Source organism: Streptomyces sp. NPDC058279, from assembly GCF_042881255.1.
In the GTDB taxonomy this organism is placed as follows: Bacteria; Actinomycetota; Actinomycetes; order Streptomycetales; family Streptomycetaceae; genus Streptomyces.
On record NZ_JBHVYA010000005.1, the window covers coordinates 329,514 to 354,075 of the forward strand.

The window sequence follows — 24,562 nt, forward strand, 5'->3', positions numbered from 1 at the left end:
GAAGGGCCAGAAGGACCGGAAGGACCGGAAGGACCGGAAGGACGGGAAGGACGGGAAGGACCGGCAGGATCAGCTTCCCGCCTCGGGAGCTGCTTGGGCACGGCGGTCTTGCCCTCAGGAGGCTTCTCGATGCCCTCCTTTCGGGTGGGCGCCGCCGCCTTCATCCTGCTGTGCCGGCGCAGGGGCGCCGCCGAATCGAGGCTCTTGGTCCCGCGACCCTGCCGGGGCATCCCTTGGCTCGCCGACGTGTCCGGCTGGTCCTTCGTCGTCCCCGTCTCGGAGCTCCGATTCGGCTGGTCGGCGGCCATGCTATTTTCCTTTCCGGCTCAATCCAGGTAGCAGGCTCCGACACTTCTTCGCCGCACTCAGTGGAGCGTGGTGAGGAAGTCTTTGTCGTCACGAACGGTGCTGTTGGACTGCACGTCCCGCAGACTCACGTCCAGGCGGAGCAGGTCGAGTGAGAGGTCCGACTGGTACTTGGACTTGTTCACTGAGTAGGTTTGATACGCATGTGAAAGGTTGTTCATGATGTTCATGAGCGGGCGCATCGTCACGTCAGAGGACTGGTAGTCCTTGGTGAGGCTGGTGCCATCCGAGAGAATCCACTGCATGTCCGAGATCTGCTGAATCGTCGGATCTGATCCCTCGTCACGCTTCTTGGCGAACAACTGGGCGTAGCTCTGTCCGGCCGGCACCAGGGCATCGAGGTAGCCGTCGTAGACGTTGCCTGTACGCCAGTTGAGGTCGAAGCCGCCGGGGGCGACGTGCTTGGTCTGCAGCGCCAGCGTCGAGACTCCATCCTTTGCCTCGGCTGCGGAGACCCCCGTGATCTTGTCGGTGGCGATCGAGGCCGGAACGGTCGGCGGACGCAGGAATAACCCGTCGATCTTCGTCGTCTGCAGGTCGGACGTATAAGACCGAATCTGCGTCAGATTCGCGCGCATCTCGACGAGCTTCTGGTCCAGGGCCTTCCTGGCCTCGGTCTCCTTCTTCTTGAGTGCGACCCAGTAGTAGGCCTGCGCGGGATCGAAGGTCGGAGCGTTGAGCGCCGCGATCTTCTGGACCCCGGACGCACCGGGGTTGAAGAAGACCCGCCACTGGTCGTACTTGGTGAAGGTCTCGTCACCGGCCAGCTTGCCGCTGCTCTGCTTCGGCTGGGCTCCGGGCGCGGTGAGTTCGGCATTCGCACGGACCGTCAGATTCAACACCTGGCGGTCGAAGGGCCGGTCGGCGTTCAGGAGGACCCCGATGTAGCCGGTCGAGCCGAAGGCGTAGAGGGATCCCTTGATCCCGCTGGTGCTGACCGGCTCGCTGTTGAGTGAGGTGTCCGACCCGAGCAGGAACGCCCTGTAGTCCGCGGCGTTGTACGAGATCTGAGCGGTCGGGCTGAAGTGCATCATCACGAGCGCCTTGTTGCCGCGCTCGTTGGTGTAGACCCCGTCCACGGTGCCGTCGAGATTCGTCTTCGACGTTTTGAAGTCGCTGATGTACAGCGCCGTCTGTGACAGCGAGTCACGTCCCGCCTGGTATGCCGAGACCCCTGATGCGCCGAACGCGATCGCGCCCGTGACCGCGAAGATGCCGAAGAACACCCCAAAACGCTCGATCGCGTGGTGCGAGTCAAGCTTGAACTTCCTACTGAAGCCCAGCGCCTTGTTCCTGATCCCCATGTTCTGCTCTCTTTCGCGCCTGCACCGTGCTGCGAGCCCGGGTATGGCGAACCGGGTCGGAAGAGGCCTTGCGCCTCAACCGACCTGGTTCGCTCGATGGCTCTGTCACCGTTCGTGTGCGCAGTCCGTGACGGCCCCTTACTTGGAAGGGGCGCTCAGGAATCCGGTGACCTGGTCGAAGGTCTGCGCGATCACCGTGCCGCCGCCGAGATCCGTAATGGTCTGCTGGCCGCCGGAGCCGATCGTCGAGATCAGCGTCCAGCCGCCGGTGCCCAAAGCACCGCCGACGAGAACGAGGAGCGCGATCGTGCCCCAGCCCTGCTGTTGGCCGGCGGACTGCGGGTTGGCCATCAGCTTCTTGATCAAGAGCACGCCGCCCCAGACCAGGCCGACAACGCCGAGCAGCATGAGTACAGAACCTCCCCAGAGCTGGACCTGGGACTTGGCGTTCTGCAGGAAGCTGGTCAGGTCCCAGGCGGCGCTCGGCAGGGGTGCCTGTGTGAGGACGGCTGCCCCGTCGGTCTTCGGCATACTTCTTTCCTCTCGCCTTTCGATTCATTCAGTGGTGTGACATCGAGTCGCAAGGCAACAAGCGCTGACTACCTATCATGGCAGGTAGTGATAGGGGCTGAGTGGGTCGATGACATCCATCGACTCCTCTTGCTGACTCGTATACGTGTCATCCTGAGTGGTTAACGTACACCATTCGAATCGTCGATCGTAGGGGTGCGCTAGATGTATCGATAGACCATCGAAAGGGCCTCGGGGACGAGGCGAATCGACGTCGCGGTGCGTGGTCGTGGAGGTGGCGTGCGGCCGTTGAGGTGCGGCGGGCGGCTGTGGAATCCGCAGTTCGGGATGTGTAAGGTGCTGCTCCAGCAGTGCCGCGACGTCGGCCTGCTCGATTCCGAGGTGGGCCGCCCCCGCCTGTCCCCCGTCGATCGCGATCTTGACCAGGAAGTGTCAAACCGCCATGAACCCACTGCCCGGTGACCTTTTCGCCCGTCGGCTTCGTCAAGAGCGCGAACGCCTCGGCATCAGCCAGGCAGAGCTGGCGCGCCGTATGGCCGCACTGCTTGGCGCGAACGTTGACTCCACTGCCATCACGCGCATCGAGCAGCAGACCCGTGCGGTCAGGCTCGATGAGGCGGTCACCGCTGCCGAGGCTCTCGGGGTTCCGCTGATCACACTGGTCAGCGACAACTACGCCCGGGAAAACGAGGCTGAGATCCGGAAACAGCTCGCCGAGCTCGCCATCGCCGAGCAGGAGCGGGAGAGGCTGCTGCAGAAGATCCACCGGATCACCCAGACCATCCAGCAACTCTCCGCCGAGCGGGAGGCCTTCCGCTCCCACGCGCTGAGCGTCAACCCTGAAACCGCCGGCGACCACGAGCTCGACCCGGAGACCCAGGCCGCTCTCGATGTCCGGATGCGTGATGTCCGCAACAAGCCGGCCGGAGAGGGTGCAGGCCCAGGCCCAGGCGCATGACGCTGTGCGGGCGGCCGGGTTGAACTTCCGGTCGCAGACGTTCGCCGTCCCGGTTTCCGCCACCGGCCGGCCTGCATGATCTCCTCGGTGCTCGCGTCGTTCCGCCGTATCTGGGTGACATGACCAGCACGCAAACTGTGCAAGTCGTATGCCGGCGGATCCTTTCCGGCCGCTCGAGGTGCCGGTGCAGCATCGCGTGCAGCGCGTCGCCGCTCACGCCGGTCGTGTGGATCCGTGCGTCGAGGGGCACATCGTCCTGGTCGGCCACGGGCCCGTGCATCCGTCGGCGGATGTAGCTCCAGGCCGTGCGGCTGCACGGCCGCAGTGTCCCAAATCACCAAGACTGTCGGGCAGTTCGGATAGGATCGCAGGTATGGGAATTGACTGGGAAAACATGCTCGGCACAAGCGGGAACGGTCTCGACGAGGCATACGACAGGGCGGTCTCCTCGGTCGTCTATGGCGAGACCTCGGAGGACGACCATCGGCCACTCCCGGTCGGCGAAGAGTCCGACGACACGGATGGCCTGCGCTGACCTGAGGGCGCACGCAGAGACTGCCCGATGAGCCGGGGTTGCTTGTTGGGCTTGGTCCGCTCTGGCGGGCATTGGGGATCAGAGGCTTCTGCCCCGTAATGAACCGGTGGTCAAGCGTGCCATCGGGAACCTCGCCTCGCCGTGTCCAGATGGGCGCGGCACGGGTGGCGAGAAGTTGCGCTCGGACGGCCCGGCGTCCGTCGCCGGCTTCTTCGGCGGGGCGCTGAGCTGGCCGGGGAATCGCGGGTCAGGCCGGCATAGCGGGAATCGACTTCGGCTTTCCGTTCGGGTGCAGACGCAACTGCTCCTCGCGGCCCTCGGTGCGTACTGCAGTGCATCGTGCATCCGGCCTGGGCACCTCGCCGGCCGACCGGCCTGCCGATCGTGGAGGGCGAGACTCCGAACAGGACGCGCGGGGGCGGCCGGCGGAGCCTGACCCCCGACGCCCCCCGATCATTCAGGCCCGGGCCGGTGCGCCCATCCTGACCACCCGTGGTCTCCCCAGGGCACTCGGGAGCGGGGCGTGATGATCGTGTCGGCGCGGCATCGGCCGGTCGGCGCGGCGTCCAGCCCTGTCGGCTCCCTTCTGCACTCGGCGCTCACGGCTCTGTGCTCGCCATGGCGTACTGCCAGCGTGCCCCTGCTGGAGCGCGGCATCGGCCGACCGGACATGCCCTTGACGGTGACCGATTCCATCGTGCTCAAGGTGGCCGCTCAGCGGCTGACGGCACGGCTCGGCGCCGAGGAGGTCCGCGAAGAGGACCTCCTCGAAGCGCGCAGGGTGCACCGGATCGACTGGGCGCAATACGAGGCGGCTCGGAGCCAGCAGCACCCCGCAGGTACGACCCCCGGCTTCTTCGTGGTCCCCGAAGGCATGGAGGCGCGAGCCCGAGAACAGGTCCACGCGTACACAGGCACCCTCGCAGGCATGCTGGGCATCATCGCCCAGGTGGTCACCGGGGCGCAGGTCGGGCGTGTCCCGTTCTGATCATCGCTGTGCGTAGACATGACGGCCAGGCCGCGGACGGGAGAGGCCCACGAGGTGGCCGCCGCAGCCGCGAGGACGAGCGCGTCCGTCAGAAGGGGCGCTTCGACTCCCGCGATGGCGGCGACGCTGCCTGCAGTTAGGGCGTCGAGGGACCTGCCGCCGGTGACCAGCCAGATCGACGTCTGCTGGTTCCGAGAGCTCCGGGGCTCACGGCTCACTTGCTTGCGGACCACACGGACCGTCGCCCTCGCGCAGGCGGCCAACTGCGCAGGATGTTGCCGTGCGAAAACCCTCAGCTTGGGGACCAGTGCTGGGGACCAGTGTGCATGACACGCATCTTTCGATCGAGTGGTCATCGAGGCCACGGCGTCTCGATGATCTTGTGGAGGTCGGTTGGGCCGCCCGCCCGCGCGGCGATCGTTGAGAAACCTTGGGGACCAGTTGGGGACCAGCATCCATGGATATGGGTGCACGCAGTGCCTACCTGCGAACGCAATACGCCCTCGAACGGCTGTTTATGTCCCGATTGGTCCCCCTGCCTAACGATCTGGGGGTCAAGGGGTCGCAGGTTCAAATCCTGTCGTCCCGACTGTGCTTTACGCACGTCGGAGGCCGTTCTCTCATCCGTGAGAGGACGGCCTTTTCGCATGCCCGGCCGGCCGGCGGTGGCTGGAGCGGGGGCCGGAACCGCGCCGGATCGGAAGCGGCAGCGAGGGCCGGGACGGGGGCGGGACGGGCGGGGAAAAGGCTTGGACTGGGTGGGCGTGGGTGCAGGACACTGCCAATCCTCCGCCGGTTCTCTGACGCAGGGTTGACATGGCATCGCTCGAATTACGCGAAGGTTCGCCGGGCGCGGGCGCCACGCACCTCGCCCTCCGCTACTACGGACGGGAGTTGGTCCGCCTCAGGTGGCTGACCGCGCCCGCGATGTTGCTCCCCGCGCTGGGCAACACCGGCATCAACTACATCGCGCCGCTGGTCGTCGCCAAGCTCATCGCCCACATCGCGGGGGGCGCAGGCGCCGGGATCGGCCCGATGCTGCCCTACGTCCTGGGGTTCGGGGGGACCCTGCTGCTCGCCGAGACGTTGTGGCGCGTGGGACTGCACTGCCTGAACCGTCTCGACGCCCGCGGCATCGAGCGCCTCTACGTGATCGGGATGGACGAACTGTTCGCCCAGGACGCGGCGTTCTTCCACGACAACTTCGCGGGCTCGCTGACCAAGCGGGTCCTGAGCTTCGCCTCCCGCTTCGAGGAGCTCGTCGACACGCTGACCTTCTCCGTCGTGGGCAGCTTCGTGCCGCTGGCGTTCGGCTCGGTGGTGTTGTGGCAGTACGAACCCCTGCTCGTCGTGACCCTGTTGTCGATGATCACACTGACGGCGCTCTGCGTGGCGCCCCTGATCCGTCGACGACAGGCGCTGGTCAGGAAGCGGGAGGAGGCGATCGCCCGGGTCTCGGGCCATGTCGCGGACAGCCTCATGAACATCGACACGATCCGGGCGTTCGGGGCCGAGGAACGCGAGGCCGCCGAGCACCGGGCGCGGGTCGCCGAGTCGCGGCGCCTCACGCTCCGCTCCTGGGACTACGGCAACCTGCGCATCGACACGCTGGTCGCCCCGATGTCCGTGCTGACCAATGCGGTGGGCCTGTTCCTCGCCGTCACGCTCGCCGGGTCGGGGCACGGGGTGGAGGCGGTCGTCGTCGCCTTCACCTACTACTCCAACGCGACCCGGATCATGTTCGAGTTCAACCAGATCTACCGCCGCCTGGAAAGCTCGATGACGGAGGCCGCGCAGTTCACGGAGCTGCTGCTGGAGCGGCCGACCGTGCTCGACCCGCCGTGCCCCGAGCCGCTGCTGTCCGAGACCACCGCCGACGTCCGCTTCGAGGACGTCACCTTCACCCACGCGGGGGCCAAGCCGCTCTTCGAACGCCTCGACCTGGCCGTGCCCGGCGGGACGAAGATCGGCCTCGTCGGCCGGTCCGGCGGGGGCAAGACCACCCTCACCCGGCTGCTGCTGCGCATGACGGACATCGACGCGGGCCGCATCCTGATCGGGGGACAGGACATCAGCAGGCTGCGCCAGGCCGACCTGCGCAGCCTGATCGCCTACGTGCCGCAGGACCCGGCGATGTTCCACCGCACGCTGCGGGACAACATCGCGTTCGCCCGGCCCGCCGCGACCGATGCCGAGATCCGCCGGGCGGCGGAGGCCGCGCACGTCACGGAGTTCGCCGACGGGCTGCCGGAGGGGTTCGACACGATGGTGGGTGAACGGGGCGTCAAGCTCTCCGGCGGCCAGCGCCAACGGGTCGCCCTCGCCAGGGCGATCCTGCGGGACGCCCCGATCCTGCTGCTCGACGAGGCGACCAGCGCCCTGGACTCGGAGAGCGAGATCCTCGTCCAGGACGCCCTCTGGCGGCTCATGGAGGGACGGACGGCGCTCGTGGTGGCACACCGCCTGAGCACGGTCGCCACCATGGACCGCCTCGTCGTCCTCGACCGCGGCCGGATCATCGAGCAGGGCACGCACGAGGAACTGCGCGCGGCGGACGGCGCCTACGCGAAGCTGTGGCAGCACCAGTCGGGCGGCTTCCTCGAAGACACGGTCTGAGACCGCGCGGGGCCGTCGGTGCCCGGCGATCCACCTGTTACGACCAGTCCGCGGCGATGGCGCGCAGGGCCGCCAGGTGGCGCTGGTAGACGGCGCGCCCCTCGGGGCTCAGGGACAGCCAGGTCCGCGGGCGCCGGCCCACGCGGCCCTTGTGCACGTCGACGTAGCCCGCTTCCTCCAGGGCGGCGACCTGCTTCGACAGGGCCGAGTCGCTGATCTCCACCAGGTCCCGGAGGAAGCCGAACTCGGCCTTGTCCAGCGGAGCCAGGGCGGCGACCAGTGACAGCCGGACGGGGGCGTTGAGCAGCGGGTCCAGCTCGTGACGCGGGTGGGAGCCCGGGCCGGGGGTCATGACGGCCGCCGCAGTTCGAGCCGGACACCGACCGCCGGCGGCAGGGCACAGGCCACGGCGCCGACGGCGGCGAAGGCCGCGCTCCCCGGGAAGACGGTGAGGCCGATGACGAGCGTCGCGGCGAAGCAGACGCCCCAAGATCCGATGATCACCCCGTGCCGGACACCGAAACCCCGCCGGACCGCCCGCTGCCGCGCGGCGTACAGGCTCAGGCCGCCGACGAGAAGCACCTGCACCACGGTGAACACAGCGGCGGCGACGGGGCCGTGCCACAGGAGGGCGCTGGGCACCATGAGCAACTGGCTACCACCGAACACCGCAAGGTAGCGCGCGTACCAATCGCTGCCCAGCAGGGCGGCCCGCTCCGCTGCGGCTGCCCGGCCCAAGGCCCCGACACCGTTCCCCGCTGCATCCATCGCCATCCCCCTGCTCGAAGCCGTTACTGTCCAGGATGGCGTCTACTTTCCATTTCGGCAAGTACAAGCCGTGTCAGACGGATCCCAGGGCCTTGAGCGCCGTGTTGAGTTCCAGGACGTTGACGCGGGGCTCGCCCATGAAGCCGAGGGTGCGGGGCCGGGTGTGGGCGGTGACCAGGTGCTTCACCCGCAGCACGTCGAGGTGGTTGCGTTCGGCGACGCGGTGGGTCTGGAGCTCGGCGTAGGCGAGGGAGATGTCCGGGTCGAGGCCGGAGCCGGAGGAGGTGACGGCCGGCTTCAAGGTCAGGCCCGAGGACGTACCGGGTGATGGTCCCGGTCTTGTCGAGGAGGAGGGTGGACACATCGCCCGCCGCCTCCACCGCGCGGCCCGACATGGCGAGTACGTTGCGCTGGACCAGGCGGTCCATGCCCGCGATGCCGATCGCCGAGAGCAGCGCGCCGATCGTCGTCGGGATGAGGCAGACCAGCAGAGCGGTGAGCACGATCATCGACTGCTCGGCGCCCGCGTAGATCGCGAACGGCTGGAGGGTGACCACGGCCAGCAGGAAGACGATCGTGAGGGACGCCAGCAGGATGTCGAGGGCGATCTCGTTCGGGGTCTTCTGCCGCGCCGCCCCCTCCACCAGGCTGATCATGCGGTCGATGAAGGTCTCGCCCGGCTTCGTCGTGATCTCGATGACGATCCGGTCCGAGAGGACCCTCGTGCCCCCGGTGACGGCGGAGCGGTCACCGCCCGACTCCCGGATGACCGGCGCGGACTCGCCGGTGATGGCGGACTCGTCCACGGACGCGACGCCCTCCACGACGTCACCGTCGCCCGGGATGACATCGCCCGCCTCGCAGACGACCAGATCGCCGATCCGCAGGTCGGTGCCGGGAACCCGCTCCTCGGTCGTGCCCACCAGGCGGCGGGCTACGGTGTCGCTCTTGGCCTTGCGCAGGGTGTCGGCCTGGGCCTTGCCGCGCCCCTCGGCGACGGCCTCCGCGAGGTTGGCGAAGATCGTGGTCAGCCACAGCCAGGTGGTGATCGCCCAACCGAACCAGTCGGTCGGGTCCTGGACCGCGAGCGCGGTGGTGATCACCGACCCGATCAGGACGACGAACATCACCGGCGACTTGATCATCACGCGCGGGTCGAGCTTCCGCACCGCGTCCGGGAAGGACGTGAGGAGCTGCCGGGCGTCGAAGAGGGCGCCGCCCGCGCGGCCGGCGGCCGGCCCGCGATCCGCCGGGGCGCCTTCGCGCGGCGCGGCGGCGGCAGTGGGCGCGGGATCGGGGATGGGGGTGGGGTCGGGGGTGGGCGTGGGAGTGACGGTGCTCATGACGCGAGCCCTTCGGCGAGCGGACCCAGCGCCAGGGCCGGGAAGTAGGTGAGGCCGGTGACGACGACGATCGCGGCGACCAGCAGGCCCGCGTAGAGCGGCTTGTCGGTGCGCAGCGTGCCGGCCGTCTCCGGCACGGGGTTCTGTTCGGCGAGCGAACCGGCCAGCGCCAGGACGAACACCATCGGCAGGAAGCGGCCCAGCAGCATGGCGAGGCCGATGGTGGTGTTGAACCACTGGGTGTCCGCGTTCAGGCCGGCGAAGGCGGAGCCGTTGTTGTTGGCGCCGGAGGTGTAGGCGTAGAGGATCTCGGAGAATCCGTGGGCGCCCGGGTTGGCCATGGAGGTCGCCGGCGTGGGCAGCGCCATCGCGGCGGCGGTGAAGCCGAGGACGAGCGCCGGGGTGACGAGGATGTAGCAGGCGGCGAGTTTGATCTCGCGGGTGCCGATCTTCTTGCCCAGGTACTCGGGGGTGCGGCCGACCATCAGGCCGGCGAGGAAGACCGCGATGACGGCCATGATGAGCAAACCGTAGAGGCCGGAGCCCACGCCGCCGGGCGCGATCTCGCCGAGCTGCATGCCGAGCAGTTGGATGCCGCCGCCCAGACCGGTGAAGGACGAGTGGAAGGAGTCGACCGCGCCCGTGGACGTCAGCGTGGTCGCCACCGAGAAGATCGCCGAGGCGCCGACCCCGAAGCGGGTCTCCTTGCCCTCCATCGCCCCGCCCGCCGCCTGGAGCGCCGGGCCGTGGTGGGCGAACTCGGTCCACATCATCAGTGCGGTGAAGCCGAGCCAGATGACGCCCGCCGTCGCCAGGATCGCGTACCCCTGGCGCACGTTCCCGACCATCCGGCCGAACGTACGGGTCAGCGCGAACGGGACGAGGAGGATCAGGAAGACCTCGAACAGGTTCGAGAAGGGCGTCGGGTTCTCGAAGGGGTGCGCGGAGTTGGCGTTGAAGTAGCCGCCGCCGTTCGTGCCGAGTTCCTTGATGACCTCCTGCGAGGCCACGGCCCCGCCGTTCCACTGTCGGGTCCCACCCGTGAATTGCCCGACCTCGTGGATGCCGGCGAAGTTCTGGATCACCCCGCAGGCGACGAGGACCACCGCGCCGATCACCGAGAGCGGCAGCAGGATGCGGACGGTGCCGCGGACCAGGTCCGCCCAGAAGTTGCCGAGTTCACCGGTCCGGGATCGCGCGAAGCCCCGTACGAGGGCCACCGCGACCGCCATGCCGACGGCGGCGGAGACGAAGTTCTGGACCGCGAGGCCGCCGGTCTGCACGACGTGACCCATGGCCTGTTCGCCCGCGTACGACTGCCAGTTGGTGTTCGACACGAAGGAGGCGGCGGTGTTGAACGCCTGGTCCGGATCGATCGAGGAGAAGCCGAGCGAGCCGGGCAGGACCCCTTGCAGGCGCTGGAGGCCGTAGAGGAACAGGACGCCGACCGCCGAGAAGGCGAGGACGCCGCGCAGGTAGGCGGGCCAACGCATTTGGGTCGAGGGGTCGGCGCCGATGGCCTTGTAGATCCACTTCTCCGGTCTGTAGTGCTTCTCGGAGGAGTAGACCCGGGCCATGTGGTCGCCCAGCGGGCGGTACGCGAGGCCGAGCGCGGCGATCAGTGCGAGGAACTGGAGCACACCAGCGGACAGCGGGCTCATGTCGGTGCTCAGAACCTCTCCGGGTACACGAGGGCGAGGACGAGGTAACCGAGCAGGGAGACGGCCACCACGAGGCCGACGACGTTCTCGACGCTCACAGCTTGGTCACCCCCCGGGCAACGAGGGCCACCAGCGCGAACACCGCGACCGTGGCGAGGACGAAGGCCATGTCGGCCATCGCGAGCTCCTGGGTGAAGAGGGAGAAAAGGATCCGGCCGAATGGCCTGAGACGAGCCAATCGCACCCGGGCGTCCGCATCCGGCCTCTTGACGCCCCCCTGACGGGTGTGGGGCGTCCCTTGACGGCCTTCATACGCGTCGCCCCGGTCGCAGGGACCGGACCACACATCCGAAGGCGATGCGGGCGACAGCGTTAAGAAAGTGTCAGGATCGGACCCCGAACGGGAACGAATGCTCGGGGTGCGTACGCTTGCTCCGCCGTCGAGGTGATGGCCGAATCCATGCGTACGACAGGAGCACCACGATGGCCACCCCTGCCCGCACGCCACGCCTGCGCGCGTGGCTGCTGGAAGGCTTGACCGACCGCCCCAAACCGCAGGCGCACGCCGAGCACGAGGGCCGTCCGTGGTGGCGCGTCATGTGCCTCACCGGTCTCGACTACTTCTCCACCCTCGGCTACCAGCCCGGCATCGCCGCCCTCGCCGCCGGTCTGTTGTCGCCGGTCGCGACCATCGTGCTCGTGCTGCTCACCCTCTTCGGCGCCCTCCCCGTCTACCGGCGGGTGGCCGAGGAGAGCCCACACGGCGAAGGCTCCATCGCCATGCTGGAACGGCTGCTCTCCTTCTGGAAGGGCAAGCTCTTCGTCCTGACCCTGTTGGGTTTCGCGGCGACCGACTTCCTGATCACGATCACCCTCTCCGCCGCCGACGCGACCGCGCACCTGGTGGAGAACCCGCACCTGACCGGAGTGCTGCACGGCCACGAGGTGGTCATCACACTGCTGCTGGTCGCCCTGCTCGGGGCGGTGTTCCTCAAGGGGTTCAGCGAGGCCATCGGCGTGGCCGTGGTCCTGGTCGGCTCGTACCTCGCCCTGAACGTCGTCGTCATCGGCGTCGGCCTGTGGCAGGTGCTCTCCGAGCCGCACGTCATCGTCGACTGGTCGCACGCCCTGACCGCGGAGCACGGCAACCCGGTCATGATGATCGCCATCGCGCTCGTCGTCTTCCCGAAGCTCGCGCTCGGCATGTCCGGGTTCGAGACCGGCGTCGCCGTCATGCCGCACGTGCGGGGCGACCGGGACGACACTGCCGACGAGCCCGCGGGACGCGTGCGCGGCACCAAGAAGCTCCTGACCACCGCGGCCGTGATCATGAGCGTCTTCCTCATCACCAGCAGCTTCGTCACCACCCTGCTGATCCCCGCCGACGCGTTCGAGCCGGGCGGCGCGGCCAACGGCCGAGCCCTCGCCTACCTCGCCCACCAGCACCTGGGCTCCGCCTTCGGCACGGTCTACGACGTCTCGACCATCCTCATCCTGTGGTTCGCCGGCGCCTCCGCCATGGCCGGACTGCTCAACCTGATGCCGCGCTACCTGCCCCGCTACGGCATGGCCCCGCACTGGGCCCGGGCCCTGCGCCCGATGGTGATCGTGTTCACCCTCGTCGCGTTCCTCGTCACCTGGCTCTTCGACGCCGACGTGGACGCACAGGGCGGCGCCTACGCCACCGGCGTGCTCGTACTGATCACCTCGGCGGCCGTCGCCGTGACCATCGCCGCCCGCAAGGCCGGCCAACGCGGCTGGACCATCGGCTTCGGCGTCATCTCCGCCGTCCTCCTCTACACGACCGCCGTCAACGTCGCCGAACGCCCCGACGGCGTGAAGATCGGTGGCTGCTTCATCGCCGGCATCATGGCGCTGTCGCTGCTGTCCCGCCTCGCCCGGGTCTTCGAGCTGCGGGTCACCGACGTGGAACTCGATCCCATGGCACGGCGGTTCGTCCGCGACGCCGCCAACCGCACGATCCGCTTCGTCGCCAACGAGCCCGGCAGCCGCGACCGGGCGGAGTACCGGGACAAGACCGCGCAGATCCACGAGGACAACGACATCCCGCCCGGCGACGACATCACGTTCGTCGAGGTCACCGTCCTGGACGCGTCCGAGTTCGAGTCGGTGCTGCGGGTGCGCGGCGAAGTGCTGCACGACCGCTACCGGGTGCTGACGCTGGAGAGCTCCAGCATCCCCAACGCCCTGGCCGCGCTGCTCCTGTACGTGCGCGACGAGACGGGACGGCGCCCGCACATCTACTTCGAGTGGACGGAGGGCAACCCGATGGCCAACTTCCTGCGCTTCTTCCTCTTCGGCCAGGGCGAGGTCGCCCCCGTCACCCGCGAGGTCATCCGCGGGGCCGAACCCGACCGGCGGCGCCGCCCGCACGTCCACGCCGGCTGAGCGCGCACGGTCCTGCCGATCGACGCGCTGCCTCTTCGGTTCCCGGCGCACCGCGCGTCGAGGGGCCGTTCAGGCTGCCACGGAACGGCTCGCGGCGCATCCGCGGGCGGCTCCGGCGGGGGACGGGGCCGCCTCGACCTGCGGGACGCCGGGTGCGGCGCCATCATGAGGGAGATCCCACCCCAGCCCCGTCAGGAGCCTGTTGTGTTCGAACGCCAGCCCCGTCAGGACCGCTCCGAACTCCCCGTCGCCGCCACGGCCGACGCCCCCCGCCGCGCCGCGGTCGGCCGGGCCGGAGAGGCCCGCCGGCGTTACCTCGCCGCCGGGGACTACTGGTTCAACGAGGAGGGCGCCGACGGCCGTCACGAGGGCCACGGCCGCGTCGGCCCGGGCCACTGACGCCGGGCCGCCCGCCGCGAGAGCCGCCGGCCGCGGCGCCAAGCGGCCGGAACGGCGCGCGACAGGGCCCGGGAGGCGAGGCCGATGACCGCGCCCGCCGCGACATCGCTGGGGTAGTGGGCGCCACTGTGGACCCGCTCGACGGCGATGGCGGCGGTCGCCGCCAGGCACAGCGCACCGGCGCCCGGCCACTTCTCGGCCACGCCCGCGGTGAACCCGACGGCGGCGGCGGTGTGACCCGACGGGAACGACGAGGAGTCGGGCCGGTCCCGCACCTCGTCCGCGTGGAACCATTCCTTCGGCGGCCTGTCCCGGGGTACGAGCCGCTTCGCGACGCCGTTGGACAGCACTTCGGCCACCGCCATCCCGGCCAGGCCGGCCGTCCCGGCCGCGCGTCCACGCCGTCCGCCCACGACGGCCAGCAGCAGGGCGACGCCCCACCACAGTTTGGTCCGCCGCGCGGCGTCCTCGACGGCGGGCAGCACGCGCCGCGCCCAGAACGAGTCCCAGCCGGCCATGCGCCGGGTGAGGCGCCGCTCCGCGGCCCGTAGCCGTGGCGGGGCCCGCATCACACGTTTCCGGTCACGGACTTTCGGCGTCGCCGGGCCGGGTGGCCGCCTCGTCGGCGGGGGTACGGGGCACCGTCCCGTCCGGCGCGGCGGTGCGGGGCGACGCCTGTTGGAGGTGGTCGATCAGCCGTGACGCCTCCGCTTTGGTGAGGGTGTCCGGCACGTCCTCGCCCGCTTCCCGGGCCAGGGTGTGCAGATAGCTCAGCTGCGGGCCGGTGGCCGGTTCGTCACCGGTCACCCACTCGTCGACGTCCTTGTCCGGCTGCTGTTCGTTCGGGTTCAGATCGGTCATAACGTCCGACTACCCCGCTCGTCGGCGGGACCATCTCCGACGGCGGGGAATTCTCGCGTGTGCGGTCGTGCGCGGTCGTGCGCGGTCCGGGGCCGGTCGCGAAAGGGGTCAGGGGCGGTACGTGACCTTCGCGACGGAGTCGGGCTCGGCGCGGGCCGCCGCCGGTCGGGGGCCGACCTCGAAGTGGGCGTCGAGGCCGGTCAGGCGCAGCAGCCGGATCACCCGGGGGGCCGGGTCCGCGAGGGTGAGCCGGTCCGGCCCGAGGCTGCTGCGGGCCCGCAGCAGCAGGTTGACCAGGGCCGAGCCGCCGAAGCGCACGCCCCTGAGGTTCAGCAGGACGGGCAGGGGCTGGCGGGGGGAGGACGCCGCTTCCAGGGTGAGGCGAAGGGGATCGGCCGTGTCGAGATCGACCTCCCCGCTGACCGTGATGACCCAGGCGCTCTCGGTCCGGACGGTGGTGACGCTCAACAGGTCGTTGTTCAGGTGGTGGATACGAGTCGTCGGCACAGATGGCCTCTCATGGGCTACGGCGAGGCCGACCGGACGGTCGTCTCCCGCTTCGGGTTCTGCGGCGCCGCCACCTCGTCGGTGACCGGTGCGCAGCTCCGGCCTTGATGCACGACCAGGATCTCCACGCTAGCGATATAGTTTCCACATGGCAACAATTGCTGGTGGGGGCGTGCGTACCGAAAGCCCCGGTTCCGGGGCGAGTGCGCGGCGGGGACCGGCTCAGGCGGTGTCGGTCATGGCCGCCGGGGAGCCTGGATCGCGACGGGGCACTCCCATGCGGGCGCCGGCGGCGTCCTCGAAGGCCGCGAGTCCGTTGGTCAGGGCGGCCAGTTGCGCGGCAGGCATGGAGGCCAGGACGTCGGTCACCTCGCGCCGGCGGAAGGCGCGGATCTGATCGAGGGTGTCCCGCCCGGCGCGGGTGAGGTGCAGTTCGATCTCGCGCGCGCTGTGGGCGCTCGCCGTCCGGCGGAGCAGCCCGACGGCTTCGAGGCGGTCGCACAGGCGGCTCACGGCCGAGGGGCGGGAACCCAACGCCTCGCTCAGCGCCCGTAGGTTCGTGCCCTGGTTCCCTTCGATGACGACGAGCGCGCGGAGCTGGGACGGGGGTACCGAGCCGGTCGCCACCGCCTCCTGCCCGCGGGCCCACAGCACGTCGAGCAGTTGCGAGACGGTGCTCAGGGCATGGGCGGCCGCCAAGTGGTCGGGGGGCTGGCCGGGGGCGGGCATTGGCCTACTGTGTCATCCCGCACCCTGTCCCAGCCATCCCGGCAGCTCCGGGCCCTTGCCCGAGCCGCCGTTTCCGCCGCCCCGCCCCCATCCCTGCCCGATCCACGCCGACCGTTGTGCCTTCCGCCCCCGTGACCCTCGACCACCGGCACCTCCCGGCCCTGTGACCCCAAGAGAGCCTCACCCGACGATGACGAACTTCCTGGCTGTCGAGCGCGCCCTGCGCGCCGCCGCCCCGCATGCACTGATCGAGGCGGCGCGGTCCTCCCTCGCCACCCACTACGGGGCGCATGCCGTGGAACTGCTGATGGCCGACTACAGCCTCGCCACCCTGCACCCCGTCACCGTCGTGCCCCGGACCGCCGCCGGACTGTCCGTCCACAGCACCGTCGTGGGGCGGGCCTTCGGAAGTCAGGTGCCCTGCCAGGAGGACGTCGGGCGCGGCATGGTGGTCCTCCACCTGCCGGTGACCGTCCGGGGGGACCGGCTCGGCATCCTGTCGGTGTCCGTGCCCAAAGAGCTCTGCACCCCCGAGAGCCGCAACGACCTCGCGGAGATCGCCGGCCTGCTCGGGCACGAGATCCTCGTCGCGGAACGGGACACCGACATCTACCTCCAGGCCCGCCGGGTCAGCCGGCTCACCCTGGCCGCGGAGATGCAGTGGCAGTTGTTGCCGGCCCGGGCCTGCGCGCGGGCCGAGTACTCCATCGGGGCCCAGCTGGAGCCCGCGTACGCGATCCACGGGGACAACTTCGACTGGGCCAGTACGGCCGAGAACCTCACCCTCACCATCACCAACGGCATGGGCGAGGGCATCCAGGCGGCGCTGCTCACGAACCTCGCGGTCAACGCCCTGCGCAACGCCCGGCGCGCCGGGATCGGCATCGCGGACCAGGCCGCCCTGGCCGACCAGGCCCTGTACGCCACCCACCGCGGCGAGGCGTACGTCTCCACCCTCCTGCTCTCCTTCGAGTTGGCGACGGGCCGGGTCCAGGTCGTCGACGCGGGCTCACCGCAGCTGTGGCGCCAGCGGGACAAGGTCGTCGAGCGCATCCCCTTCGAGGCCCAGTTCCCGCTCGGCATGTTCGACCAATCGGAGTACGCGCTCCAGGAATTCCGCGTCCTGCCGGGCGACCGGCTGGTCTTCGTCAGTGACGGGGTCTACGCCGTCTCCTCGCCCGGGGGTGAGGCGTACGAGGAGCAGGCCCTGTCCCGGGCTATCGCCTCCGCCGGGCTGCTGCCCGCCACGGAGGTCCCCAGCGCGGTGCTGCGGGCGCTGCGGGACTACCGCGACGCCGACGCGGACGACGACGCGCTGGTGGTCTGCCTCGACTGGCACGGCCGGGGCGGGATGTCCGTGGCCTGAGCGGCCGGGCGGTGGTGGAGCCGGGCGGAGCCGGGAGGCGGCCCCGTGTCGCGGATAAGAAACGCGTAAGAGCGCGCATGGACGGGTCCGCCTCGGGCAGGCGCCCGCCGGAGGTGGACGACCATGGTCCCGCTGCCTCTCGTACTCCTGCTCGTGCTGATCCTTTTCGGCGCCGGATTCGCCGTCAAGATCCTCTGGTGGATCGCATTGGCCGTTCTGGTCATCTGGCTGATCGGCTTCCTGGGCCGGCCGCGTGGCGGCGGTGGCGGCCGCTGGTACCGCTGGTAGCGCGTACGTACCCGTCCCGTCGGTCGGGGGCCCGTCCCGTGAGGGGCGGGCCCCTTCCGTCATCTCGTCGCGGGCTTCCCGCTCGCGGTACCCGGCCCGCGAGCGGGTTACCACTCCGGGTGGACCTCGTAGCTGTCGTACCGCATGCCGTCCGCGCCGACCCAGGGGCGCAGGCGGCCCGGTCCGCTGTCGGTGTGGGCATAGGCGACCGGCTCCCCGGCGTCATCCGTGACGATCACGGCGCCGGCTCGCTGCGCACTGCGCAAGGCGTGCGTCCAATGGCGCCCGCGCCTGCCCGTGCGGTAGTCGGGAACTTTGCAGTCGGCCATCACCGATCACGCACCACTTCGCCGTCGTCTGCGACTGCACGCGGTTCTGCTACCCGTTTCCGCGGGCATTCCATCCTCAGTCGGTTATGTCTTTTTTGCTCATGTTTGGGGTTTGGTGCGGCGGGCCGGGTACGCGCGAATGGAGGAGATTGATTGCTTCGATCGACCAGGAGGAGCCTTGACTGACATCCAGGACTCAGGCCGCCGTCCGGACAGTACGTCGGCGGCGGTAGCGCGAACGGCCCAGGACAAACTGGGGGAGAGCGCCGCGACGGTCGGTGACAAGGCGACCGAAGTGGCCCAGACGGCCAAGGAGCAGGCGGCTCAGGTCGTCGGCGAGGCCACCGGCCAGGCCCGGGACCTCATCGGCGAATTCAAGGACCGGCTCCAGGACCAGGCGGGCTCGCAGACGAGCCGCCTCGCCGGGAACGTGCGCCGACTCTCTGACGAACTGCGGGAGATGAGCGAGAACAGCGGGGCCGATTCCACGGCCGCCGGACTGGTCGGCCGGGTGGCGGACGGCGGCCGGCAGGTCGCCGACCGGCTGGAAGAGCGCGGTCCCGAGGGGTTGATCGGCGACCTCCAGGACTTCGCCCGGCGCCGCCCCGGCGTGTTCCTCGCGGGCGCCGCACTCGCCGGCTTCGCGGCCGCGCGCGTGGTCCACGGGCTCAACGCGGCGGGGAGCGACGGGACCGGCCCGCGGGCCGTCCCGGCGGCGGGCGGCGAGGGGTACGCGGCACCCCCACCCACCGTGCCGCCTGACGTATCCCCCGCGGCGTCGCCGGCCGCGCAGCCCGGGAGCGACGGTGCGGGCACGGCGCCCGGCGCGGGCCGAGGGCCGTACACCGACCCCCTCGACACCTACGGACAGTCGCAGCCACCGCATGTGACCCCGGCCCCGAAGGGCGCGCCCGCCCCGCCGGCCTACCCGCCCGCCTCCCGGTCGGAAACCGGTGGCGCCCACCCGACGGAAGGTGGTTGACCGTGGCCATCTCCGCGCACGAACGGCCGCCGGCCCCCGCGGCTCCGCCCCGGTGGACCACGGCGGGTCAGCGGTCGACCGAGCCGCCGACCGAACCGTCGATCGGAGACCTGATCGCCGAGATCGGCACGGACCTGTCGCAGCTGGTCCGCGACGAGATCGAACTGGCGAAGGCCGAAATCAAGCAGGAGTCGACGAAGGCGGGCAAAGCAGTGGGAATGCTGGGCGGCGCGGGTTACGCCGGCCATCTGGTCCTGCTGCTGGGCAGCCTGACCGTCGTCTTCGCCCTGGCCCACGCCATGGACATCGCCTGGGCCGCGCTCATTGTCACGGCCCTGTGGGCGGTGGCCGGCGCGATCCTCTACGTCAACGGGCGCAAACAACTGCGCACCGTCAACCTCAAGCCCGAGCAGACCGTGGAAACGGTGAAGGAGGACGTCCGATGGGCACGACACCCGATCAGTTGAGAACCGATGTGGAGTACCGGCGCGCCCACTTGGCGCGCAACGTCGACCTCCTTGCCGACAGGGTGACACCGCGCCGGGTGGCGCAGCGGCGGGTCGGCTCGATGCGACGGGGACTGAGTGGTGTGAAGGAGCGCGTGATGGGCACGGCGCACGAGACCGCACAGGGCCTCACCGAAGGCACCGGCCAGGTGGCGGAGAGCGTCGCGGACACCGCCCGCGAGGCCGTGGGCGGTCTGACCGAGACCCTCCAGCAGGCGCCGGTCCAGGCGAGGCGGCAGACCCAGGGCAGCCCCCTGGCCGCGGGCCTCATCGCCTTCGGAGCCGGTCTGCTCGCCGGAGGCCTGCTGCCGACCACCGAGACGGAGGAACGGGCGGGGCGGCAATTGCGGGAGCACGGGCAAGAGCTGCTGGAACCCGTGAAGCAGACGGCCCTCCAGGCGGCCCAGGAGGTCAGGGACGAACTGCGCGAACCCGCCGCCGAGGCGGTCGAGTCCGTCAGGTCCGCCGCGCAGGACGCCGTGTCCACCACCCAGGAACAGGCCAAGGACGCCGGACAGGAGACGGCCGAGGAACTGCGTCGCGCCGGCCGCGAAACGGCGGACGCGGCCCGGGACGGAACCGCCACCGGCGGTGCCACGACCGGAGGGACCCCCGGCGGCACCGGCGGGACCACGGGTTCCACCGGCGCGACCGGAGGCGAGAGCGGCGCGCCCACGAGCCGGGAGGCCACCGAGGACGGCCCGGGCTACATGACCTGACGCCGACCGGAACCCCGCCACGGCGGGCCCACCCCCCGTCCCCCGGCCGAACCGGCCGGGGGACGCGTACGTACGGGGGGACCTGTCCACGGGGGAGGGAAGGCCCCACCGGCGTGGGTCAGACCTCTGGTCAGACCTCGCGCCACCGGGCCATGGCCCAGGAGAACGCCCCGAACAACATCAGCCCGATGGCCACCGCCACCAGCAGCCAGGGCCCGGCCGGGGTCTGGGTCAGCGTGCGCAACGTGTCGTCCATGCCCTTGGCCTGCGAGGGGTCGTACCGGACGGCGGCGTGCACCGCGAAACCGCCCGCCGCGGCGAAGACCGTACCGCGCGCCACGCCGCCCGCCACGCCGAGGAGTTCGACGGCCCGCCGCCACTGGGGGGAGAGACCGCTCAGGTTCATGTGTTTGCGGAACGTGCGCCGCACCGCGAGTACGGCGGTGACGACCCCGCCGACGACCAGGGCGGCGCCGACCGCGCCGACCAGCCATTGACCGCCGGGCCATCCGAGGACCTTCGCCGTCACGTCGCGCGACTGCTCGTCGCCGGAGCGGGTACCGCCCGAGCCGGCCGCGAAGGAGAGGACCGAGTAGGCGGCGACGGCGTAGAACACCGCCCGCGCGGCCGAGGCAAGTCGCTTGGTCGCCGCGTCACCCTTGGGGCCGGCGGCCCCGAACGCGACCTCGGACAGCCGCCAGACCATCATGCAGACCAGGCCGACGCCGACGGCCCAGACGAGGAAGGGGCCGAGCGGTTTCCCGGCCAACTCCTGCAACGCGCCCTGCCGGTCGGCTTCCCGGCCGCCGCCGGTGCCGAGGCCGACGCGCACGGCCAGCAGCCCGGTCAGCGCGTAGAGCACGCCCCGGGCCACGAGACCGCTGCGCGCCGTGACCTCGCGCGCGGCGCCGCCACGGGAGACGGCGCGCACCCCTTCGTCCGCCACCGTGGCGCTCACCGCCCCGGACCTCGCGTCACGGGGTGGTGCCGGACGTTCACCTCTGCGTGCCTCATCCCTCAACCTTCCCCGTACGGTCGGTTCGTTCGCGTTCGCGTCGCGTTCGGGCAGCGGAAGCCGCCGTACCGTCCCCTCGGGGCCTCGACCAGGCCGTTCGGCGCTGCGGGGAGGCAGCCGGTGGGGTCTGGTGTGCCGGGAGGGGCCGGTACGGCAGCGGGTCGTTCCGGTCGGGCTCGTATCGCGCCGCGTCCCGACGTGCGGCGCGACGTGCGTCTCGTTCGTCGTTGTCGGTCCGGTGGCCCGCACACGACACCCGGGGGGATGGGGTGCCGCGTGCGGGCGCCGATCCCGGTGGCCTGCCACACCGCTCGAAGCGCCAGCCCACCGACATCAAGCCGTATGGCCCGGATCGGAGGGCGCAAACGTGGGCTCGCCGCATTCTTTTCGTTCTTCGATCGGCGGGGCCGATCAGCGGTCCGCGGCCCGCTTCAAGGGCGCGCAGCCGGGCAGACGGCAGCAACGATCTTGCACAGCGGTGACCTCGCGACGAAGTGAACGACGAGTGAACGACGAGTGAACGACGAAGCGAACGACAGGGGGGCGACGCGCCGATGACCATTCCGACCCAGCGCATACCCGGGCCGATGCCGGCGCCGGCCGGGCGCCGGACCCGGTTCAGCCTCCGCGTCACGGCCTTGTGGTTCGCCGCCGTGGCGCTGCTCGTGTGCGGAGCGGGCTTCGCCGTACGGGTCTTGGCGGCGGCTGCCGCCGCGCACCCGGTCGCGGCCGCCCTGACCGCGGCGGCCTGTCTCCCGTTGGCGTGGAGTTCCGTTCGCGCCGGGCGTCGGCTACGCCTGCGCCGGGCGGCACGACGGGCGGCGCGGGCGCTGGAGTGCGCGGCGGCGGAGATCGTGGAACCGGCACCCGTGGCGGAATCGACGGGGGTGGCGGGGGCGGTCGGGCCCGAGGTGGCGTGGGTGGCCGCGGAACCCGCGGACTACGACGCGCTGGACGGCGACGCGTTCGAGGGGGCCGTGGCCGAGCTGTGCGAACGGGACGGCTGCCGCGACGTGCGCGTCGTCGGCGGCGCGGGGGACCTGGGCGCCGACATCGTCGCCACCGCCCCCGACGGGCGGCGCGTCGTCATCCAGTGCAAGCGCTACTGCGCCACCAACAAGGTCGGCTCGCAGGACCTCCAGCGCTTCGGCGGCACCTGCTACGCCGTCCACGAGGCGGAGGTGGCCGCCGTGGTCACCACGAGCGACTTCACCACCCCGGCCGTCGAGTACGCCGAACAGTGCGGCATCCTCTGCTTCGACCGTGCGGCCCTGCACGCCTGGTCCGCCGGGACCGGCCCCGGTCCCTGGGCCCTCGTCCCCGCCCCCGAGTCGCGGGTGTAGGCGGGTGCGCCCGTTGGCCAGGGCGCTCCGGACGGCTTCGAGGTGGGCCGTCCGGCCGCCCGGAGCGGGGCGGCCGGACGGGGAGAACGGTCAGAGGCGGGCGAGGACCCTGTTCAACTGGCCGACCTCCGCCGACTGGTTCTCGACCACGTCGTCGGCCAACTTCCGCGCGTCGGGGCTGCGGCCGTCCCTCTGTTCGGCACGGGCCATCTCGATCGCCCCGTTGTGGTGGGCGATCATCAGGCGGGCGAACTTCTTGTCGAAGTCGGTGCCCCGGGCGGCTTCGAGGTCCTTCATGTCCTGGTCGGACATCATCCCGGCGGTGCCCGATCCGTCGTGCCCGCCGGAGCCGTGGTCCATCCCCGGCATGGCGCTGCCCGATTCCGGCTTGCCCCAGGCCGCGAGCCAGGACCGCATGGTCCGGATCTCGGGGTCCTGTGCCGTACGGACCGCGGCGGCGAGCGTCTTGATCTCGGTGTCCCCGGCCCGCCCGTCCGCGAGGGCGGCCATCTGCACGGCCTGCTGGTGGTGGGGGATCATCTGCTGCGCGAACGTGACGTCCGCGGCGCCGAACGCCGCCCGGGAAGCGGTGGGGGCGCCGTGCTCCATGCCGCCCATCGAGGCGCCGCCACCCCCGCAGGCGGCGAGGAGCAGCCCGGCGGCGGTCACGGTGGCGGCGAGGCGGATACGGCGGAGACCGGTGCTTGGCATGGTGAGACCTCGTGGTGTCTGAACTGCGTGACGGTGGACGAACGGGGTGCCGCGGGCACGGCGAACCGGCCCGCGGCGGCGTTCGGCCTATATGCGCAGGATCGAGAGCAGGGTGAGGTCGGGCGCCCGTGGCGGCGGGCGGGGGGAGGGCCCGGGCGCCGTGCCGGGGCGCGGGCCCGCCGGGAGGAGGCGGGCGCGGCCCAAGGCGGCGCGCAGCAGCACGAGGAGGATCGCGGCGCCCAACACGGCCACGCACAGGGCGGCCATGTCCATGCGCATGCCCGGGGCGTGCTGCGCGACCCGGGCGCCGTGCTCCGGGTCGGCGACCACCGTCGCGTCCGCCGCGTGCTCGGCCGGCCGGCCGGCGGTGGGATGCGTGGCCGGATGGACGGACGGATGGGCGGACGGGCTGTCGGGGTGGCCGACCGAGTGCATCACGAAGACCCCGAGCGCGAGCACGACGACGAGCAGCAGATGCCCCAAGGCACCCACCGCCCGCCCACTCCGGCTCGCGTTCATGCTCCCGACCTCCGCGCCCGACGATACCGCCCGGGCCCGCGACCGGAGGCCAGGGCGATCGGGTCGGGTCGGGTGGGGGCCGGTGGGGGCTCAGGCCATCCAGAAGAAGACCGCCGTCATGCGCTTCTCCTCCAGGGTGGTGCCGCAGTAGCCCGTCGCCGTGTGGACGAGGTTGGCGGAGTAGAGCAGCAGGCGGTTGGCCTTGTGGGGGACTCGGACGTCCTCGACGAAGGCGTCGGGGGAGACGAAGCGGGTGCCGAGGGCGTCGACGAGGTTGTTGTGGGGGGCCGCCACCTGGTTGCCGCCGAGGCTGCCGCCCGCGAGCTGTTGGCGGTAGAAGCTCGTGCCGTAGTCCTTGGGGACCCGCGGGTTGAGGTAGAGCACGGCCGCGTAACGGCACAGGGTGCGGGAGTCCGTGTGGGGGCGCGGCTCGCACTCGCCCGCGCCGACGACCTGGACGCAGTTGTGGTTGAACGTGCCGCCCCCGGCGGGCTGTTCGGCCCAGATCTTCGGGGCGCCCGTCGCCTTGCGCACCAGGCGCTCGACGTGCGCCAGTTCGGCCGGCTCCAGCGCGGGCATCGCGCGCAGGCCCGGCCAGCTCTCCGGCTTGTGGGGGTAGCCCTCCGTCCAGTCGTCCCTGGCCAGGCAGCGCTCCCGGACGGCGTCCGGATCCGGCAGCACGTCGTCGAGTATCCAGTAGTCGCGGCCGCGCGTCGGCTTGCGGTAGGGGAGTACGGGGAGGGGTGGGGGTCGTAGAGACATGCAGCGGACCGTAGTTGCCGGGACCGGCGGGCTCACCAGGGAAGCGG

28 protein-coding genes and 2 pseudogenes are annotated in these 24,562 nt (G+C 70.9%); 12 read left to right on the top strand and 18 right to left on the bottom strand.

Going from position 1 to position 24,562, the window contains the following annotated elements; genetic code table 11:
* Positions 1–365: 365 nt before the first annotated feature.
* Positions 366–1,670: a hypothetical protein gene (locus ACFVXJ_RS13365; RefSeq protein ID WP_389661831.1), complete on the bottom strand. Its 1,305-nt coding sequence runs from the start codon at positions 1,668–1,670 to the stop codon at positions 366–368.
* A gap of 138 nt (positions 1,671–1,808) precedes the next feature.
* Complete coding sequence (locus tag ACFVXJ_RS13370) at positions 1,809–2,201, bottom strand: hypothetical protein (protein ID WP_285523319.1); 393 nt, start codon at positions 2,199–2,201, stop codon at positions 1,809–1,811.
* Between the two features lie 442 nt (positions 2,202–2,643).
* Here ACFVXJ_RS13370 and ACFVXJ_RS13375 point away from each other — a divergent pair, with 442 nt between their 5' ends.
* The 4 genes from ACFVXJ_RS13375 (at position 2,644) to ACFVXJ_RS13390 (ending at position 7,298) form a co-directional block, all read left to right on the top strand.
* Positions 2,644–3,159 (top strand): helix-turn-helix domain-containing protein, encoded by a 516-nt coding sequence (locus ACFVXJ_RS13375; protein WP_285523320.1) that lies wholly within the window; start codon positions 2,644–2,646, stop codon positions 3,157–3,159.
* 373 nt (positions 3,160–3,532) lie between these two features.
* Positions 3,533–3,694, top strand: coding sequence for a hypothetical protein (locus ACFVXJ_RS13380; RefSeq protein ID WP_389661832.1), 162 nt, complete (start codon positions 3,533–3,535; stop codon positions 3,692–3,694).
* Positions 3,695–4,328: 634 nt separating this feature from the next.
* On the top strand, positions 4,329–4,682 hold the full coding sequence (locus ACFVXJ_RS13385) for a hypothetical protein (protein WP_389661833.1): 354 nt from the start codon (positions 4,329–4,331) through the stop codon (positions 4,680–4,682).
* An 816-nt stretch (positions 4,683–5,498) separates the two neighbouring features.
* On the top strand, positions 5,499–7,298 hold the full coding sequence (locus ACFVXJ_RS13390; RefSeq protein ID WP_389661834.1) for an ABC transporter ATP-binding protein: 1,800 nt from the start codon (positions 5,499–5,501) through the stop codon (positions 7,296–7,298).
* Positions 7,299–7,335: 37 nt separating this feature from the next.
* On the opposite strand, the gene ACFVXJ_RS13395 is transcribed toward ACFVXJ_RS13390, so the two are convergent.
* The 7 genes and pseudogenes from ACFVXJ_RS13395 to ACFVXJ_RS13425 all read right to left on the bottom strand — a co-directional run bounded on the left by ACFVXJ_RS13395 (position 7,336) and on the right by ACFVXJ_RS13425 (position 11,314).
* Positions 7,336–7,650 carry a transcriptional regulator gene (locus ACFVXJ_RS13395; protein ID WP_361307766.1) on the bottom strand — a complete coding sequence of 105 codons (315 nt, stop codon included), beginning with the start codon at positions 7,648–7,650 and terminating at the stop codon, positions 7,336–7,338.
* On the bottom strand, positions 7,647–8,066 hold the full coding sequence (locus tag ACFVXJ_RS13400) for a hypothetical protein (protein WP_389661835.1): 420 nt from the start codon (positions 8,064–8,066) through the stop codon (positions 7,647–7,649). Before ACFVXJ_RS13400 ends, ACFVXJ_RS13395 begins: the two co-directional genes overlap by 4 nt.
* 73 nt (positions 8,067–8,139) lie before the next feature.
* Positions 8,140–8,358 (bottom strand): annotated as a pseudogene (locus ACFVXJ_RS13405) (potassium-transporting ATPase subunit C); the annotation flags it as partial.
* A 31-nt stretch (positions 8,359–8,389) separates the two neighbouring features.
* Positions 8,390–9,367, bottom strand: a pseudogene (locus tag ACFVXJ_RS13410) (HAD-IC family P-type ATPase); the annotation flags it as partial.
* 38 nt (positions 9,368–9,405) lie between these two features.
* Positions 9,406–11,070, bottom strand: a complete 1,665-nt coding sequence (kdpA, locus tag ACFVXJ_RS13415) for a potassium-transporting ATPase subunit KdpA (protein WP_389661836.1) — start codon at positions 11,068–11,070, stop codon at positions 9,406–9,408.
* Positions 11,071–11,078: 8 nt separating this feature from the next.
* Complete coding sequence (kdpF, locus tag ACFVXJ_RS13420) at positions 11,079–11,168, bottom strand: K(+)-transporting ATPase subunit F (protein ID WP_386530799.1); 90 nt, start codon at positions 11,166–11,168, stop codon at positions 11,079–11,081.
* Entirely contained in the window at positions 11,165–11,314 is a 150-nt protein-coding gene (locus ACFVXJ_RS13425; protein WP_389661837.1) for a hypothetical protein, read from the bottom strand. Before ACFVXJ_RS13425 ends, kdpF begins: the two co-directional genes overlap by 4 nt.
* 239 nt (positions 11,315–11,553) lie before the next feature.
* Here ACFVXJ_RS13425 and ACFVXJ_RS13430 point away from each other — a divergent pair, with 239 nt between their 5' ends.
* A complete protein-coding gene (locus ACFVXJ_RS13430; RefSeq protein WP_389661838.1) occupies positions 11,554–13,479 on the top strand; it encodes an amino acid transporter in 1,926 nt (641 codons plus the stop codon).
* A gap of 204 nt (positions 13,480–13,683) precedes the next feature.
* Entirely contained in the window at positions 13,684–13,878 is a 195-nt protein-coding gene (locus ACFVXJ_RS13435) for a hypothetical protein (protein ID WP_389661839.1), read from the top strand.
* On the opposite strand, the gene ACFVXJ_RS13440 is transcribed toward ACFVXJ_RS13435, so the two are convergent.
* The 4 genes from ACFVXJ_RS13440 to ACFVXJ_RS13455 form a co-directional block, all read right to left on the bottom strand.
* Complete coding sequence (locus tag ACFVXJ_RS13440; RefSeq protein ID WP_389661840.1) at positions 13,842–14,447, bottom strand: phosphatase PAP2 family protein; 606 nt, start codon at positions 14,445–14,447, stop codon at positions 13,842–13,844. The genes ACFVXJ_RS13435 and ACFVXJ_RS13440 overlap by 37 nt on opposite strands.
* Positions 14,448–14,460: 13 nt before the next feature.
* Entirely contained in the window at positions 14,461–14,739 is a 279-nt protein-coding gene (locus tag ACFVXJ_RS13445) for a DUF3072 domain-containing protein (protein WP_389661841.1), read from the bottom strand.
* 108 nt (positions 14,740–14,847) lie between these two features.
* A complete protein-coding gene (locus ACFVXJ_RS13450) occupies positions 14,848–15,246 on the bottom strand; it encodes an STAS domain-containing protein (RefSeq protein ID WP_389661842.1) in 399 nt (132 codons plus the stop codon).
* A 222-nt stretch (positions 15,247–15,468) separates the two neighbouring features.
* Complete coding sequence (locus tag ACFVXJ_RS13455; protein ID WP_389661843.1) at positions 15,469–15,975, bottom strand: MarR family winged helix-turn-helix transcriptional regulator; 507 nt, start codon at positions 15,973–15,975, stop codon at positions 15,469–15,471.
* A gap of 190 nt (positions 15,976–16,165) precedes the next feature.
* On the opposite strand from ACFVXJ_RS13455, the gene ACFVXJ_RS13460 reads away from it, so the two are divergent.
* Positions 16,166–17,341 carry a PP2C family protein-serine/threonine phosphatase gene (locus ACFVXJ_RS13460; RefSeq protein WP_389661844.1) on the top strand — a complete coding sequence of 392 codons (1,176 nt, stop codon included), beginning with the start codon at positions 16,166–16,168 and terminating at the stop codon, positions 17,339–17,341.
* A gap of 123 nt (positions 17,342–17,464) precedes the next feature.
* Positions 17,465–17,629 carry a hydrophobic protein gene (locus ACFVXJ_RS13465; RefSeq protein WP_389661845.1) on the top strand — a complete coding sequence of 55 codons (165 nt, stop codon included), beginning with the start codon at positions 17,465–17,467 and terminating at the stop codon, positions 17,627–17,629.
* Positions 17,630–17,736: 107 nt separating this feature from the next.
* Here ACFVXJ_RS13465 and ACFVXJ_RS13470 read toward each other — a convergent pair whose 3' ends face one another.
* Positions 17,737–17,958 carry a hypothetical protein gene (locus tag ACFVXJ_RS13470; protein ID WP_361307742.1) on the bottom strand — a complete coding sequence of 74 codons (222 nt, stop codon included), beginning with the start codon at positions 17,956–17,958 and terminating at the stop codon, positions 17,737–17,739.
* A 178-nt stretch (positions 17,959–18,136) separates the two neighbouring features.
* Here ACFVXJ_RS13470 and ACFVXJ_RS13475 point away from each other — a divergent pair, with 178 nt between their 5' ends.
* Genes ACFVXJ_RS13475 through ACFVXJ_RS13485 form a run of 3 tightly spaced genes read left to right on the top strand, consistent with a single transcriptional unit; the run spans position 18,137 to position 20,165 of the window.
* Positions 18,137–18,940, top strand: coding sequence for a hypothetical protein (locus tag ACFVXJ_RS13475; protein ID WP_389661846.1), 804 nt, complete (start codon positions 18,137–18,139; stop codon positions 18,938–18,940).
* A 2-nt stretch (positions 18,941–18,942) separates the two neighbouring features.
* Positions 18,943–19,407: a phage holin family protein gene (locus ACFVXJ_RS13480; RefSeq protein WP_389661847.1), complete on the top strand. Its 465-nt coding sequence runs from the start codon at positions 18,943–18,945 to the stop codon at positions 19,405–19,407.
* A complete protein-coding gene (locus tag ACFVXJ_RS13485; RefSeq protein WP_389661848.1) occupies positions 19,383–20,165 on the top strand; it encodes a DUF3618 domain-containing protein in 783 nt (260 codons plus the stop codon). Before ACFVXJ_RS13480 ends, ACFVXJ_RS13485 begins: the two co-directional genes overlap by 25 nt.
* A 130-nt stretch (positions 20,166–20,295) precedes the next feature.
* Here ACFVXJ_RS13485 and ACFVXJ_RS13490 read toward each other — a convergent pair whose 3' ends face one another.
* Positions 20,296–21,123, bottom strand: a complete 828-nt coding sequence (locus ACFVXJ_RS13490) for a DUF1206 domain-containing protein (protein ID WP_389661849.1) — start codon at positions 21,121–21,123, stop codon at positions 20,296–20,298.
* 611 nt (positions 21,124–21,734) lie between these two features.
* Here ACFVXJ_RS13490 and ACFVXJ_RS13495 point away from each other — a divergent pair.
* A complete protein-coding gene (locus ACFVXJ_RS13495; RefSeq protein WP_389661850.1) occupies positions 21,735–22,523 on the top strand; it encodes a restriction endonuclease in 789 nt (262 codons plus the stop codon).
* A gap of 90 nt (positions 22,524–22,613) precedes the next feature.
* On the opposite strand, the gene ACFVXJ_RS13500 is transcribed toward ACFVXJ_RS13495, so the two are convergent.
* From ACFVXJ_RS13500 to ACFVXJ_RS13510, 3 genes are all read right to left on the bottom strand, one after another.
* Entirely contained in the window at positions 22,614–23,234 is a 621-nt protein-coding gene (locus ACFVXJ_RS13500) for a DUF305 domain-containing protein (protein WP_389661851.1), read from the bottom strand.
* Positions 23,235–23,321: 87 nt separating this feature from the next.
* Entirely contained in the window at positions 23,322–23,753 is a 432-nt protein-coding gene (locus tag ACFVXJ_RS13505; RefSeq protein WP_389661852.1) for a DUF6153 family protein, read from the bottom strand.
* A gap of 90 nt (positions 23,754–23,843) precedes the next feature.
* Complete coding sequence (locus ACFVXJ_RS13510; protein WP_389661853.1) at positions 23,844–24,515, bottom strand: DUF6445 family protein; 672 nt, start codon at positions 24,513–24,515, stop codon at positions 23,844–23,846.
* Positions 24,516–24,562 lie beyond the last annotated feature (47 nt).